The 13284-nt window shown below is 70.6% G+C and carries 12 protein-coding genes; 4 read left to right on the forward strand and 8 right to left on the reverse strand.

Annotated features, from left to right (window positions below; translation table 11 throughout):
- Position 1 precedes the first annotated feature (1 nt).
- Positions 2 to 199, reverse strand: coding sequence for a hypothetical protein (locus tag EDD27_RS51805; protein WP_206642035.1), 198 nt, complete (start codon positions 197 to 199; stop codon positions 2 to 4).
- A 58-nt stretch (positions 200 to 257) separates the two neighbouring features.
- Here EDD27_RS51805 and EDD27_RS51810 point away from each other — a divergent pair, with 58 nt between their 5' ends.
- Entirely contained in the window at positions 258 to 875 is a 618-nt protein-coding gene (locus EDD27_RS51810) for a protein-L-isoaspartate(D-aspartate) O-methyltransferase (protein WP_127940036.1), read from the forward strand.
- 213 nt (positions 876 to 1088) lie between these two features.
- On the opposite strand, the gene EDD27_RS51815 is transcribed toward EDD27_RS51810, so the two are convergent.
- The 5 genes from EDD27_RS51815 to EDD27_RS51835 all read right to left on the reverse strand — a co-directional run bounded on the left by EDD27_RS51815 (position 1089) and on the right by EDD27_RS51835 (position 6099).
- Complete coding sequence (locus EDD27_RS51815) at positions 1089 to 1820, reverse strand: ferredoxin-NADPH reductase (protein ID WP_127940037.1); 732 nt, start codon at positions 1818 to 1820, stop codon at positions 1089 to 1091.
- Complete coding sequence (locus EDD27_RS51820) at positions 1817 to 2716, reverse strand: carbohydrate ABC transporter permease (RefSeq protein ID WP_127940038.1); 900 nt, start codon at positions 2714 to 2716, stop codon at positions 1817 to 1819. Before EDD27_RS51820 ends, EDD27_RS51815 begins: the two co-directional genes overlap by 4 nt.
- A 31-nt stretch (positions 2717 to 2747) precedes the next feature.
- Entirely contained in the window at positions 2748 to 3668 is a 921-nt protein-coding gene (locus EDD27_RS51825) for a carbohydrate ABC transporter permease (RefSeq protein ID WP_127940039.1), read from the reverse strand.
- An 87-nt stretch (positions 3669 to 3755) separates the two neighbouring features.
- Positions 3756 to 5054, reverse strand: a complete 1299-nt coding sequence (locus tag EDD27_RS51830; protein WP_127940040.1) for an ABC transporter substrate-binding protein — start codon at positions 5052 to 5054, stop codon at positions 3756 to 3758.
- A gap of 37 nt (positions 5055 to 5091) precedes the next feature.
- Positions 5092 to 6099 carry a hydroxyacid dehydrogenase gene (locus EDD27_RS51835; RefSeq protein ID WP_241564713.1) on the reverse strand — a complete coding sequence of 336 codons (1008 nt, stop codon included), beginning with the start codon at positions 6097 to 6099 and terminating at the stop codon, positions 5092 to 5094.
- A gap of 212 nt (positions 6100 to 6311) precedes the next feature.
- Here EDD27_RS51835 and EDD27_RS51840 point away from each other — a divergent pair, with 212 nt between their 5' ends.
- Complete coding sequence (locus tag EDD27_RS51840; RefSeq protein WP_206642036.1) at positions 6312 to 8246, forward strand: DUF2264 domain-containing protein; 1935 nt, start codon at positions 6312 to 6314, stop codon at positions 8244 to 8246.
- Positions 8247 to 8296: 50 nt separating this feature from the next.
- Here EDD27_RS51840 and EDD27_RS51845 read toward each other — a convergent pair whose 3' ends face one another.
- Both EDD27_RS51845 and EDD27_RS51850 read right to left on the reverse strand, forming a co-directional pair.
- Positions 8297 to 9427, reverse strand: a complete 1131-nt coding sequence (locus EDD27_RS51845) for a substrate-binding domain-containing protein (protein WP_127940041.1) — start codon at positions 9425 to 9427, stop codon at positions 8297 to 8299.
- On the reverse strand, positions 9424 to 11370 hold the full coding sequence (locus EDD27_RS51850) for a heparinase II/III domain-containing protein (protein WP_127940042.1): 1947 nt from the start codon (positions 11368 to 11370) through the stop codon (positions 9424 to 9426). Before EDD27_RS51850 ends, EDD27_RS51845 begins: the two co-directional genes overlap by 4 nt.
- Positions 11371 to 11540: 170 nt before the next feature.
- Between EDD27_RS51850 and EDD27_RS51855 the strand changes: the two genes are divergently transcribed.
- Both EDD27_RS51855 and EDD27_RS51865 read left to right on the forward strand, forming a co-directional pair.
- A complete protein-coding gene (locus tag EDD27_RS51855; protein WP_127940043.1) occupies positions 11541 to 11795 on the forward strand; it encodes a dsRBD fold-containing protein in 255 nt (84 codons plus the stop codon).
- A 402-nt stretch (positions 11796 to 12197) separates the two neighbouring features.
- Positions 12198 to 13238 (forward strand): sigma-70 family RNA polymerase sigma factor, encoded by a 1041-nt coding sequence (locus tag EDD27_RS51865; protein WP_127940044.1) that lies wholly within the window; start codon positions 12198 to 12200, stop codon positions 13236 to 13238.
- Positions 13239 to 13284: the final 46 nt, after the last annotated feature.

The raw sequence follows: 13284 nt of genomic DNA on the forward strand, positions 1-13284 counted from the left end.
CCTAGGGGTGCTCACCCGCCCCTAGCAGTCGCCGCCCGGGGACACGGGCCGCCTCCCGGATTTCGACGGCGAGATGCTCCTCGAGCATCGCGACCGGGTCAAGGCCGGCGGGCGGGCTGAAGGCGTCGTCGAGCACCTCCACGCCGCGCACCCGGTCGATCCGGTACGCCGCCGGGCGTCCGGGACGTGGGACCGGCACAGCAGATACCACCGGCCTGACCAGGTGTGATTCCCGGGTGCCGGGGGAGCGGGAAGTCATGGCCGGGAATCTGGTGGAGATCGTCCGGCGGATGGGGATGACCGACCCCCGCCTGCTGGCCGCCGTCGCCGCCACACCGCGCGAGCAGTTCGTGCCGCCACGCTCGGCCGCGCGTGCCGAGCGGGACGAGCCGATCCCGATCGGCCACGGGCAGCCCACCTCCCAGCCGTCCCTGGTCGCCCAGATGATCGACGCGCTGGCGCCGACGGGCGAGGACACCGTCCTGGAGATCGGCACCGGGTACGGCTACCAGACCGCCCTGCTGGCGCACCTGGCCGATCGCGTGTACTCGGTGGAGCGCTATGCCGACCTGGCCGAGCACGCACGGGCCAACCTCGACGCGATGGGGGTGACCAACGTCGAGGTGGTGGTCGGCGACGGCACTGCCGGACTGCCCGAGCACGCTCCCTTCGACGCGATCATCGTCTCCGCAGCGGCCGCCTCCGTGCCGGGGCCGCTGGCCGAGCAGCTCGTGGAGGGTGGTCGCCTGGTCATGCCCATCGCGGCGGGCGTGGCCGACATCGTCACGTTGTACGCCAAGCGGCACGACCGCCTGGAACAGCGGCGAACGGTGACGCCCGCCCAGTTCGTCCCCCTCGTCGGCAAGCATGCGTGAGGCGGCATTACTGAGATCAGCGACCGCGGACTCCGCACTTTCGTCATGGCCAACCTGGCCGAGAACCACACCGGCTCGATGCCGGTGTTCTACCTCGACCGAGCATCAAATTTGAAGACATGCCGTATTTATCGGGGGGCCGGATTATTGCTGCGATCCACGTCGACGAGCCGTGTCCTGACGAGGCCGAGCTCACCGCGGCGGCGGTCCCCGTCACGAAGGGGGGCTGACACCGACCGCGGTGGAATCCGGTAGGACAGGGGCGAGGACGAACCTGGTCGTGGCCCACGCCAGGTACAGCAGGGGCGAGCACACCACCAGCAGGCCGATCACCGGCTTGACCAGGATGACGGCCGCGGCCAGCGCGAGCACGGCGATGCCGGCCGCGGCCAGGTACCAGCGCCGCGCCACCAGGTACAGGCTGGGGCGCACGAGGTCGCGCAGTCGTACGGGCTCGTGCCGGGGCTCGGCCAGCAGCACCAGCGAGGCCCAGACCACGGCCATGACCAGGGCCGCCGCCGTGGCGAAGAACGGCGCGAGCGCCGGGCCCCAGGTGGTGCGTGCCACGATGACGGCGTCCACGGTGAGCATGCTCACGGCAGCGGCGCCGGCCGCCCAGAGCAGTAGCGCGCGGCCGGCGCAGCGGCGGTAGCCGCGCCAGAACGTGCGGAAGACGGCGGTCGAGCCGTCGCCCAGCGCGGTGAAGCAGCTGAACGCCCCGGTCAGCGCGGGCGCGCACAGCGACGACAACACGGTGAAGAACGGCCACGACGCCAGCGGGTCCCGGACGATCGCGAGCGCCGCCAGGAGCGGCGCGCACGCGACGGTGAGCAGGACGTTCGTCATGAGACCGACGTAGACGGTGGAGAACAGCTTCTCGTACGTCGCCTGTTCGGCCGGGCGGAGCAGGCGGCGGACCGCCGACCCGGCATCGTGCCCGCTCATCCCTTCAGCCCGCTCGTCGCGATGCCGCGGATGAAGTACCGCTGCCCCAGCAGGAAGATGACCAGGATCGGCAGCACCGACACCACCGCGCCGGTCATCATCATCGCGTAGTCGGCGTCGTACTGCCCGACGAACGAGCGCAGGCCGAGCTGGACGGTCCACAACTCGTTGTCCGACAGGTAGATGAACGGCCCCATGTAGTCGTTCCACGTGTTGACGAAGGTGAGCAGGGCCAGGCTGGCGAGCGCCGGTTTGGACAGCGGCAGGATGATCCGCCAGTAGATGCCGTACTCGCTCAGCCCGTCGATCCTGGCCGCCTCGCACAGGTCGTCCGGGATGGACATGTAGTACTGGCGCATGAGGAACACGCCGAACGCGCCGAACGCCTGCAGCAGGATGATCGCCCAGTAGGTGTTCGTCAGCTCCGCCTGCTGCATCATGATGTACTGCGGCACCATGTACGCCTGCCACGGCACCGCGATGGTGGCGATGTAGGCGAGGAAGAGCGCGTCCCGGCCGGGGAAGCGCACCTTGGAGAAGCCGTAGGCCGCGAAGCTCCCGGTGAGCACCTGCAACAGCGTGATCGTCATGGACAGGAACGCCGAGTTGCCCAGGTAGGTCAGCAGCGGGATGCGTTCCCAGATGTCCACGAAGTTCGACCAGCGCAGCTCCTCGGGGATCCACTGGATGGGGATGGCGAAGACCTCGTTGTCGCGCTTCAGCGAGGACGACAACATCCAGGCGAACGGCACGAGCACGAGCAGCGTGACGACGGTGAGCGAGAGGTAGGCCAGGGCCTTGCGGACGGGGCTGCCGCCGGAGCGGTCCCCGTGCTCGGACGTCGCGGGCGGGCGCGGCCGGGCGGCGGCCGGGGGAGCGTCGTGCAGCGTGGTCATCGGGCACTCCTCCCCGCGTCGATACGGAACGTCATCGGGCGCTCCTCCGCTCGTTGATACGGAACTGGACGACGGTGACGGTCAGGACGATGACGAACAACACCAGGGCGACCGCCGACGAGTAGCCGAACTTGCCTTCGGTGATGCCTTCCCGGTAGACGAGCTGGGCCAGCACCAGCGTGCTGCGGCCGGGGCCGCCGTCGGTCATGACCACGATGAGGTCGAGGACCTTGAAGCTCTGGATCGTCAGCATGACGAGGACGAAGAACGTCGTGGGCCGCAGGCACGGCAGCGTGATGTTCCAGAAGCGCTGCCAGGTGCTCGCGCCGTCCACCCGCGCGGCCTCGTAGTACTCCTTGGGGATCGTCTGCAGCCCGGCCAGGTAGAGCACCATGTAGTACCCCATGTCCCGCCAGACGCTGGTGACGATCACGGCCGGCATCGCCCAGTCGGTGCTGGCCACCCACCGGGGCGGGTCGGCCACGCCGAGCGCTTCGAGGATCTGGTTGATCGGCCCCGCCGTCGGGTTGAACAACGTGTTCCACACGATCGCCACGGCGACCAGCGAGGTGATGTACGGGAAGAACGCCGCGGTGCGGAAGAACGCCACCCCGCGCAGCTTCCGGTTGAGCGCGATGGCCAGGCCGAGCGCCGCCACCAGCGTCAACGGGATGTGGCCTGCCGCGTAGTAGAGGGTGTTGCGCAGGGCGACGTGGAAGTTCTCGTCAGCCCACAGCCGCTGGAAGTTCTTCAGCCCCACCCACTCCGGCGTGCTGTAGGAGTCCCAGTCCAGGAACGCCAGGGCGAAGGCCGCGAGCATCGGGACGAGCGTGAACAGGGCGAAGCCGACGAAGTTCGGGAGGATGAAGCTCCATCCGACGAGGATGTGGCGCCACGCCCGTCGGCGGCGGGGTGGGGCGGTGGGCGCCGGTTGTGTTGCGACGTGAGCCATGGCCGTCCTTCGTGGCTTCCTTCTCCTGCAGGACATACGGCGACATGGGACGGGCCTGGAGGCCTCCGGGCCCGCCCCGGCCGGTCCTTAGTTGAGCACTTCGCTCTTGACGCGCTCGTTCATCGACTTGATGCCGTCGGCGACCGACTTGTCGCCGACCATGATGAGCTCGTGCTCTTCCTTGAGGATGGTGTCGATGTCGGAGGTGTTCTCGCTGACCGGCATCTCCAGATTGACCTTGTCCGGCTCGAACGCCTTCTTGGACACCTCGTCAGTGGGCATGCCGTCGAGCGCGAAGTAGGCGCTGGTGATCTCCGGGCTCTGCAGCGCCGGCACCACGCCCACCTTGCTGATCGCCTCGGCGCCCGCCTTGCTCGCGGCGAACTGCACGAACTTCTTGGCCGCGTCGGCGTGCTCGGCCTTCTTGTTGACGGCGAAGGCGGTCGGCGAGCCGAACGTCGTCACACCCGAACCGCCCGGGCGCTGCGGCATCGGGGCCAGCGCCCAGTCGACGTCGGTCTTGCCGCTCTTCTTGGCCTCCATGAGGGCGGCGATGTACCAGGTGCCCATGGGCAGCATGGCCGTGGCACCGGTCTCGAACATCGTCTTGTAGTCCGACTTCTGCGCCATCGCGGTGCCGAAGTCGAGGGTCGCGCCGGCCTTCTGCAGCCCGAGCGCCACGTTGTACTGGTCAGTGAAGAAGGAGTACTCGCCGCTGAGCTGGTCGCCGCCCGTCTGGGCCGCGGAGATGGCCTGCACCACGGAGCGCCAGGTGTGGTGGTAGGTGCCGTAGACCTTCTTGCCGCCCTCGTCTTTGGTGAGCTGCTGCGCGAGCTTGGCGTACTCGTCCCAGGTCAGGGTCTCGGGGGCCTTGACGCCGGCCTTGTCGAGGTACGTCTTGTTGTAGTAGAGCAGCCAGAAGTCCTGCCGGTACGGCAGCGCGAAGTACTTGCCGCTGACGTCGAAGGCGTCCAGGCCGGCCAGCTTCGCGGCGTCGCCCGACTTCGCCAGGTCGGTGATCTCCTGGAGCTGCCCGCGGCTGGAGTAACGCGAGTAGTCGGTGACGTTCTTCATCGTGATCACGTCGCTCTTGTCACCACCCGCGAGCATCGTGGTGACCTTCTCGGCGTAGTCGTCGGCGAGGATGTCCACCGGCTTGATCTTGATGCCGGGGTTCGCCGCCTCGAACGCGTCGAAGAGCGCCTTGAACTCGGGGGTCTTGGCCATGTTCCACACCGTGACCGACAGCGTGACGTTTCCGTCGCCGCCGGCCGCGGGTTCGGCGGACCCGCCGCAGGCGGTCACGGCGAGCGAGAGCGCGGCCGCGGTGGCCAGGGCCTTCACCAGGGGGTGGCGCACCCTTGCTGGCGTGTTCGAAGCGGTCATTGCTCCGGTCTCCTTTCATTTGAGCCGGTCTCAGGGCTCAGGCGCTCACCATGAAGTCGTCGGGGGTCACGGCCGCGCGGGGCGGCTGACCGGACAGGTAGCGTTCGAGCTCGTCGAGCGCGCTCTCACTCATGCGCCGGGTCTCCGATCCCAGAGATCCGGCGATGTGGGGGGTGATCATGACGTTGGGCAGGTCGTACAGCAGTGAGGAAGAGGGCAGCGGCTCCGGCTCGGTGACGTCGAGGATCGCGTCGAGCCGGCCCTGGACGCACTCCCGTTCCAGAGCCGCGGTGTCCAGGACGGCGCCGCGCGCGGTGTTGATGACGGTCGTCCCGTCACGCAGCAGGGCGAGCTCGGGCGCCCCGATGAGGTGGTGCGTGGACGGCAGCGCCGGGACGTGCAGCGTGAGCACGTCGCAACGCGGCAGCAGTTCGGGCAGCGGGACCAGCCGGGCGCCCAGCGCTCGCACCGCGGCCGGGTCGGCGTAGGGGTCGGCGACGAGGACGTCCACCTCGAGGCTGCGGAGCCGGTCGACGACCCGGCGTCCGACCCGGGAGAAGCCGACGACGCCGATGGTGCGCCCGCGGTTGGTCAGCTCGCCGCGGCTGGAGCCGAAGGACCAGTCCGCACGGAACCTGCGGGCGTCCTGGGCGAGGAACGGGGCCTTCTTCCCGGCGAAGATGACCGCCGCCAGGGTGAACTCGGCCACCGGGATCGCGTTCTCGTCGGCGGCGTTGGTGACGAGGATCCCGCGCCGCCAGACCTCGTCGGTGACGAACGTGCGTACCGTTCCCGCGCAGTGGAAGATCGCTCGCAGCCGCGGCGCGTCGGCCAGCCGCTCGGTCGTCAGCGGCGGGCAGCCCCATGAAGTCACCAGCACCTCGACCTCGCGCAGCCTGCGGCGCACGGAGGGTGCGTCGAGGTCGGTGGTCACGATCGGATCGCCCACCTCGACCAGATCATGCAACCGGCGAAGCTGCGGCTCCTGGAACTGCACGCTGAACTTCGCGGGGTCCATGACCAGCAGGGCAGGGGGTCGTCTCACTAGCGTCCCTTCGGCGGCAAGCGCTTACCAGTGCCGCTGATCATGTCTGATCGTTACAATCACGTCAATACCCGGTTAATCAGAACGATCACGTTATCTGATCGATATTGATCGCTCTCGTACGAAAACGAATAGTGTGTCGTCTTGACGTGGGACGAAACGTTCGCGTTGACTCCCGGGACACACGTGCGCGATCACGATCAGGAGGATCCATGCTCATGCTGCGGGAGTTCGACGACCGGCGGCTCTCGCCCTACACCGGATGGACCCGTGACCACTGGGCGGCGCTCGCCGATCATCTCCTCCTGTCCGCCCGGCGCTACGCCTCGGCCTCACACGCGCGCATCTCCTTCCCCGGCCCGCCGGGCGGATATGGCGCCGACGTCGACGCGCTGGAAGGGTTCGCGCGGACGTTCCTGGCCGCCGGATTCCGGGTGGCGGGGGAGCACGGGCGTGATCCGCTGGGCCTGATGGAGTGGTACGCGCAGGGCCTCGCCACCGGGACGGACCCGCGCTCGCCCGAGCGCTGGGTGCGCCTCGACGAGCACGGCCAGGCGAAGGTGGAGGCCGCGTCCCTCGCGCTGGTGCTGCACCTGACGAGGCCGTGGTTGTGGGACCGGCTCGATCCGATCGTGCAGGAGCAGATCGTCGACTACCTCGCGCCCGCGGTCGGCGGCGACTACCCGCCGATCAACTGGATCTGGTTCCAGATCGTGGTCGAGCAGTTCCTCGCCTCCGTCGGCGGCCCCTTCGAACGCAAGGACATCGAGGACGGGCTCGCGTTCACCGACGGCTTCGCCAGGGAGAACGGCTGGTACGCCGACGGCGCCGAACGCGCCTACGACCACTACGCCGGCTGGGCGCTGCAGTTCTACCCGGTGATGTGGAGCGAGATGGCCGCCGGGGACCCGGCGGCGGACTCACGGCGACCGCTCTACCTGGACCGGCTCGAACGCTACCTGCATGACGCCGTCCACCTCGTCGGCGCCGACGGATCCCCCCTTGTCCAGGGGCGCAGCCTGACCTACCGGTTCGCCGCCGCCACCCAGTTCTGGACCGGCGCCCGCGCCGGGACGGCGACGCCCGCCCCCGGGTTGTTGCGGCGCGCCGCCTCCGGCATCGCCCGCCACTTCACCGAACACGGGGCGCCGGACGAGGACGGGGTCCTGACGCTGGGCTGGCATGGAGCCTGGCGCCCGATAGCCCAGTCCTACTCCGGGCCCGGCTCGCCGTACTGGGCCGCCAAGGGCTTCTTCGGCCTGTCCCTGCCCGCCGACCATCCGGTGTGGACGGCCGTCGAGGAGCCGCTGCCGGTGGAGTCCGGCGACTACCACCGCGTCGTGCGCGCGCCCGGCTGGTTGGTCAGCGGCACCCGATCCGACGGTGTCGTACGCGTGATCAACCACGGCACCGATCACTCCCATCCCGGGACGCACCTGACCGACTCGCCCTTGTACGCGCGGCTGGGCTACTCGACCGCCACCTCGCCCGTGCTCGCCGGTGAGCACGCCGCCGATCCCCTCGACCAGTCGGTCGTGCTCCTGGACGAGCACGGACGGCCGAGCCACCGCACCGGATTCGAGACGCTCCTCCTCGACCGCCTTCCCTCGGGCACGATGATCGGGGCCTCGCGCTGGCAGGCCCACTGGGTCACCCCGGAGGGCGACGACCGCGGGGACCACGGTTACGGGCGGCCGGGGACGGTGCACCTCGGGCCCTGGATGGAGCTGATCTCCGCCGTGCGCGGCCCTTGGGAGCTGCGGCTGATCCGGGTGCCGGCCACGGAACTGGAGCGCGGTCCGCTGCGCATCGGCGGATGGCCGCTCCCCGCCGCCGAGCCGGTCCGGACCGGCACGGCAGCCGTGTCGAACGGCACCATGTGCTCCCAGGTCATCGGGCTGGACCTGGGCGGCGTGGTCAGCGCCGGGGACTCCGCGCCGCTCGGCCCCTGGACGCTCGTCCCCTGGCGCGCCACCACGGGGCCGGCGCGGCCGGACACGTGGTACGACGTGGCGGTGTTCCTCGGCGCGCAGGAGCCGGGCCGGCCGCCGGTCCTGTCCTGGGACGGCCCGGCGCTCGCCCGCGTGACGTGGCCGGACGGGACGGCCGACCTCCTGGACCCGTCCGCCGCGCTCCGCGTGCCGTGACCGAGTGCTCGATCAGGCGCGGTCCGCGCGTGACGCCGCCCACGACGCCCTCATGACGCCGAGGACGAGCGCACGATCAGGCGCGGCTCGATGACGATGCGGTGGGTGGGCCGCTCCGGGTCCGGGTCCGTCAGCCGCGCCGCGAGCAGCCCGAACGCCGCCCGCCCGATCGCCGTCTTGGGCGGGCGGACGGCGGTCAGCGGCGGCTCGCACAGCTCGGCCACCTCGTCGTCGTAGGTGACGACCGCGAGATCGCCGGGCACCCGGATGCCGCGTTCCTGGCAACGTTCGACCAGATCGATCGCCTCCGGATCCGAGTGCACGAGCAGCGCCGTCGTCCCGGAGGCGACGCACCGCTCGATCAGGCTCTCGACCGTCTTGGGCCACTCGGGAGCCCACTGATCGACCGTCCTGATGTCCAGCGAGTCGTCCAGCGGGAGGCCGAACTCCTCGCACGCCTGCCGCCAGCCGCGCCGCAGGTGCGGGCTCGTCGGGCTCGGGATGGTGGTGACCAGTCCGATCCGCCGGTGACCGAGCTCGACCAGGTGCCGTACGGCCATTGCGGCCCCGAGCTCGTGATCGCTGACGACCGACTCCATGGCCTCGTGGTAGGGGCCGGAGGCGGCGGTGCGCTCGATGAGCACCATGGGCATGTCGGCGTCCTGCAACCACCGCACCAGCTCCGCCCCTTCGTCGCCGGTCGTGGTGGGCGCGACGAGGAGCCCGTCCACGCCCACCGCCTCGACCAGCCGGGACAGGTGGCGGCGCTCGTCGGTGGCGCGGTAGGTGGCGCCACGCAGGACGAGCCGCGCACCGGCGGCCGCGGCGGCCTCCCGGACGCCGCGGATCACGTCGGGCCAGTAATAGTTCAACGAAGGCACCACCATGCCGATCGTGATCTGCGGCCCCTCCGCGTCGGTTGCCTCCGGTGTGTCCTCCGGTTCGGCGGCTCCGGCGAGCGCCTCGGCCACCGGCCCGTCGTGGAGCACGGCCCCACCGCGGACCCGGCGGATCAGCCCTTGGGACGAGAGCAGCGCGATGTCGCGCCGGATGGTGATGGCCGAGACGTCCAGCTCGGTCGCCAGTTCGTTGACGCGTACGACACCGCGCCGGCGCAGCAACTCCACCATCTGGGCGCGGCGCTCGTCCGGCAGCGCGCCGGGCGCATCGGACACGGTCATTCCCCCACCCCCACTCGGACCTCGATGGCGCCCCGCGCCGTGCCGGGCAGGCGCAGCTCCAGCCTGGTCAGCTGCTCGCCCCACACCTCGGAGAGCATGGGATCCGCCAGCCGGCGCACCGTGAACGCGGCTGTCGCGACCCCAGGGTCCCACGCGACGCGCACCGCCCGCGCGCCGTGTGGCGGCCGGACGACGACCTGGCCGGCGGAGGGTTGATTCACCTGCCCGTTCACCAGGAAATGCAGCACGCTCGGGGCGCCGTCGCCGGTGAAGGCCCAGGCGTCCCCGATCGTCACGTGTGACGCGTGCCGATCCAGCGCCGCCGTCCGCCACCACCGCTCGAGCTCCGGTACGGGGTAGGCGGCGGCCAGGTCCATCCGCACCTCGAACCGGCCCGGCTCGTCCACCACCTCGACGTCACGGGCCCGGAACCCGTGCCCCTGCCCCTGCGGGGCGCCGCGTACCTCGGGAACGTTGTGCCAGCTGCTCTGCATCGTCCAGATCGCGTAGCGGTCCGGCCCGAACGTCTGCGCCGTGTACGTCGGCCGACCCGCGTCGACCAGCACGGGAACCCCGTCCACGGCGACGACGACGGACCCGACGTCATTGTGGTTGTGGTGCTCTCCGTTGTGCCCGCCCTTGACCGCGAGCGCGAGGCCGTGCGCCGTCCCAGTCGCCGTACGTGCGAGTCCGACCTGCGTCCCGGACAACCAGACCCCGGCGATGAGAGGCGGATCGCCGCGCCCCGCGGCCTGCCACTCGACGTCGGCCAGCTCGCAGAGCGCCCGCCCGAGCTCGGCGCAAGGGGAGATCGTGGCCGCACGCTGCGACTCCGCGTGCCGGCGGGCGTCGTGCTCGCCGAGCCGGCGAGCCCAGCGGTGCGGCACCTGCCACGGCTGCTCGGCCGGCGGCCGAGCCCGCGCGTCGGCCAGGTTCAGATACCACGGCCCGCCCAGATGCATCCGGTGCGGGAACCGTACCGTCTCCCGCACGACCGGCACCTCCGCGGCGTCGAGCAGTCCCGACGTGGCGTGCGCCAGGACGTCGAGCGCCTCGATCGCCCGGCAGGCCCCGTTCCACCAGTACTCGTAGCCCTCGTCGACGGAGCCGTCCGCCGGCAGCGCCGCGAGGTAACGATCGAGGCCCGCCACTGCCCAGGCGACCTGGTGCGCCCGCTCCGGGCCCGGCTCGGCCAGGCGCAGCGCGGCGACGAGCACGTTGCCGCAGATCCACGGGCACCAGTTGTGCACGTCGCCGTCCAGCCCCAGCCAGTGCCAGTCGCGCCGCCGGACGAACGGGTCGAGCACCCGCACGCGCACCTCGGACCGGATGCGCTCCCGCAAGCCCGGGTAACGTTCGGCCAGCCGGTCCCCGAGCACCTGGTCGGCCCACGCCAGCTGGGCGGCGACATCAGCGGCCCCCAGGTCGAGGCAGGGGGTCGCCACATCGGGGAGAACGGTCCCGCGGGGCCGGCAGGTGTCCTCGTGCGCCGGCCAGCACCACGAGCTCTGCTCGCACAGCTGCACGATCCCGTCCGCGGCCTCGTCCAGCCAGCCCTGCTCACGGCCGATCGTTTCGCCGCTCGCCACGGCCGCCATGAGCACAGCCCGGGTCAGCCGGTCCTGGCGCTGGAACACCTGGCTCTCGTAGCCGGTGCGGTTGCCGTCACGGAAGTAACGCGCGTACTGCGAGGCCAGCGGCTGCGGCCATGGTGTGCCCAGCTCCGCCTCCGCCCGCTCCCGCACGGCGACCAGGATGCCGGACGTCGCGACCCGATCCCAGGAAGAATGCCCGGCGCCAGGCACCGGCAAGGCCGCTTCAGGTGGCAGCAAGCTCCGGACCAGAGCCTCCGGCGACATCGCGGTCCCCCAGACGACACCCAGAGGACCGACGGCCCCATCCTCCCGGCTGCTCTCGGTCCGGTCGGTTGCACTCTTCGTCATGGTCCTCCTCGCGACGCCCCCATAGTAGCGATCGAAAGTGATCGAAGTTGAATCAAATCGGTTTCTATGGGGGTAATTGATCGGCCCCGCTGTCCCGCCACCCCCAGGAGGCCGCGTTTGCCACCATGACCTGGGGTAGCCCAACAGTGAAGGGCCAGGAGGTGAGATCCATGGCCGGCAAGGAATGGTCCATTCAAATCGACATCGCCGAGTCCGGAGACCTAGCCACCGCGTACGTCACTTTGACCAGCCCGGCCGACGTACGGTTGACCGGCTGCGGTGAAGCCCACCGCAACCCGGCCGACCCGCCCGCCCCGCGGATCGGCGAAGAGCTGGCCGTCGGTCGCGCGTTGATCGATCTGACCGGCAAGCTACTGGGAGTGGCGACCAACGACGTCCGCGAGAACGTCCGGTCGGCACACTGACCGGAGGAGGGCCGTCAGGGTGCCAGCAGGGCGTGGGACAGCTGATCGGCGCTCCGGCTTCCACTGCGCCGTGGTCCATCGGCATTCGCGGGCCATCACCAGAAACAGATCCGGCGACAGTAGCCCGACGGTGATGTCGGTGGCTCGCCTGCTGGTCAGGCCGGGTCGCAGGGCCTGGAGGCGGTCCAGGATGGCGACGAACTCCCCGTGAGCGGTGTGCCGCTGCTCGCTGTTGGTGGCCCATTGGGCGGCCATGTCCGAGTCGCCGGCCGCGGCGTCGCGGACCACGGCGTCGGTCCACCGCCTGGCACCACGTCCTGACCGCTGACGTACCGCACCAGCCCAGGCGTGCACATCGCTCCCCGCCCATGCCGGCACCGGCACGTTCGCCACCGCCGGCACGTGCCAGGTCGAGTTCGGCGCGGAACTCCTCTACCCCGCCGAGCCCGGCGTGGCCGACGACGCCACGAAGGCCTCCGAGTAGCGACCGCTGAGTCGTCGCCACCGGGTCGTGTACGCCATGATGGGGTCGTGGATTTCGAGCCCTACCGGGGTGAGCTGGTGGCCTACTGCTACCGGATGCTGGGCTCGTACCACGAGGCCGAGGACCTGGTGCAGGAGACGATGTTGCGGGCGTGGAAGGCCCGTGACCGGTATGACAGCACGCGCGCGTCCGTACGGACCTGGCTGTACCGGATCGCGACCAACGTGTGCCTGACCGCGTTGGAGGGGCGGGCACGGCGGCCGCTGCCGTCCGGGCTGGGCGCGCCGAGCGAGGATCCCGGGGCGCCGCTCACCCCGGCATTCGACATCCCCTGGCTGCAGCCGTTTCCCGACGCGCGGTTCGATATGGGGGCACGGGCGGACCTGCGGCTGGCGCTGGTCGCGGCGATGCAGGTGCTGCCGCCGCGGCAGCGGGCCGTGCTCGTGCTCCGCGAGGTGCTGGAGTTCAGCGCCGCCGAGGTCGCCACCCAGCTGGGGACCACGGCCACGGCCGTGAACAGCGCTCTGCAGCGGGCCCGCGCCGCCCTCGCGGACGTCGGCGACGTGGGGCAGGTCACCGAGCCGGACGATCCCGAGGTGCGCGCGGTCATCCAACGGTACGTGAGGGCGTTCGAGGCGGCCGACGTCCCCGCGCTCGTGCGCCTGCTCACCGACGAGGCGGTCCTGGAGATGCCGCCGGTGCCGCTGTGGTATCGGGGCAGCCGCGACTACGGCCTGTTCATGCGCCGTGTGTTCGAGATGCGGGGGACGGGCTGGCGCATGAGGGACCTCACCGCCAACGGGCAGCCCGCGCTCGCCGCGTACGTGCCGGATCCCGGCGGCGGGCATCGGCTGCACACGTTGCAGGTCGTCACGGTCACCGGCGGCCGGGTCTCGCACAACGTCGTGTTCGCCGATCCAGGCGTGTTCGAGGCGTTCGACCTGCCCGAAAAGATTTAGTTCAACGAATTTTCGTCAGGCGCGATGAGCCGGGCCGATGCCGCCG

It is taken from the genome of Nonomuraea polychroma (assembly GCF_004011505.1).
GTDB lineage: Bacteria > Actinomycetota > Actinomycetes > Streptosporangiales > Streptosporangiaceae > Nonomuraea > Nonomuraea polychroma.

Excerpts from the sequence above, each read along its gene's own strand:
- EDD27_RS51810 (WP_127940036.1), top strand. The coding sequence starts at position 258 with ATGGCCGGGAATCTGGTGGAGATCGTCCGGCGGATGGGGATGACCGAC.
- EDD27_RS51830 (WP_127940040.1), bottom strand. The coding sequence starts at position 5,054 with ATGACCGCTTCGAACACGCCAGCAAGGGTGCGCCACCCCCTGGTGAAG.
- EDD27_RS51850 (WP_127940042.1), bottom strand. The coding sequence starts at position 11,370 with ATGACGAAGAGTGCAACCGACCGGACCGAGAGCAGCCGGGAGGATGGG.
- EDD27_RS51815 (WP_127940037.1), bottom strand. The coding sequence starts at position 1,820 with ATGAGCGGGCACGATGCCGGGTCGGCGGTCCGCCGCCTGCTCCGCCCG.
- EDD27_RS51825 (WP_127940039.1), bottom strand. The coding sequence starts at position 3,668 with ATGGCTCACGTCGCAACACAACCGGCGCCCACCGCCCCACCCCGCCGC.
- EDD27_RS51845 (WP_127940041.1), bottom strand. The coding sequence starts at position 9,427 with ATGACCGTGTCCGATGCGCCCGGCGCGCTGCCGGACGAGCGCCGCGCC.
- EDD27_RS51840 (WP_206642036.1), top strand. The coding sequence starts at position 6,312 with ATGCTCATGCTGCGGGAGTTCGACGACCGGCGGCTCTCGCCCTACACC.
- EDD27_RS51820 (WP_127940038.1), bottom strand. The coding sequence starts at position 2,716 with ATGACCACGCTGCACGACGCTCCCCCGGCCGCCGCCCGGCCGCGCCCG.
- EDD27_RS51855 (WP_127940043.1), top strand. The coding sequence starts at position 11,541 with ATGGCCGGCAAGGAATGGTCCATTCAAATCGACATCGCCGAGTCCGGA.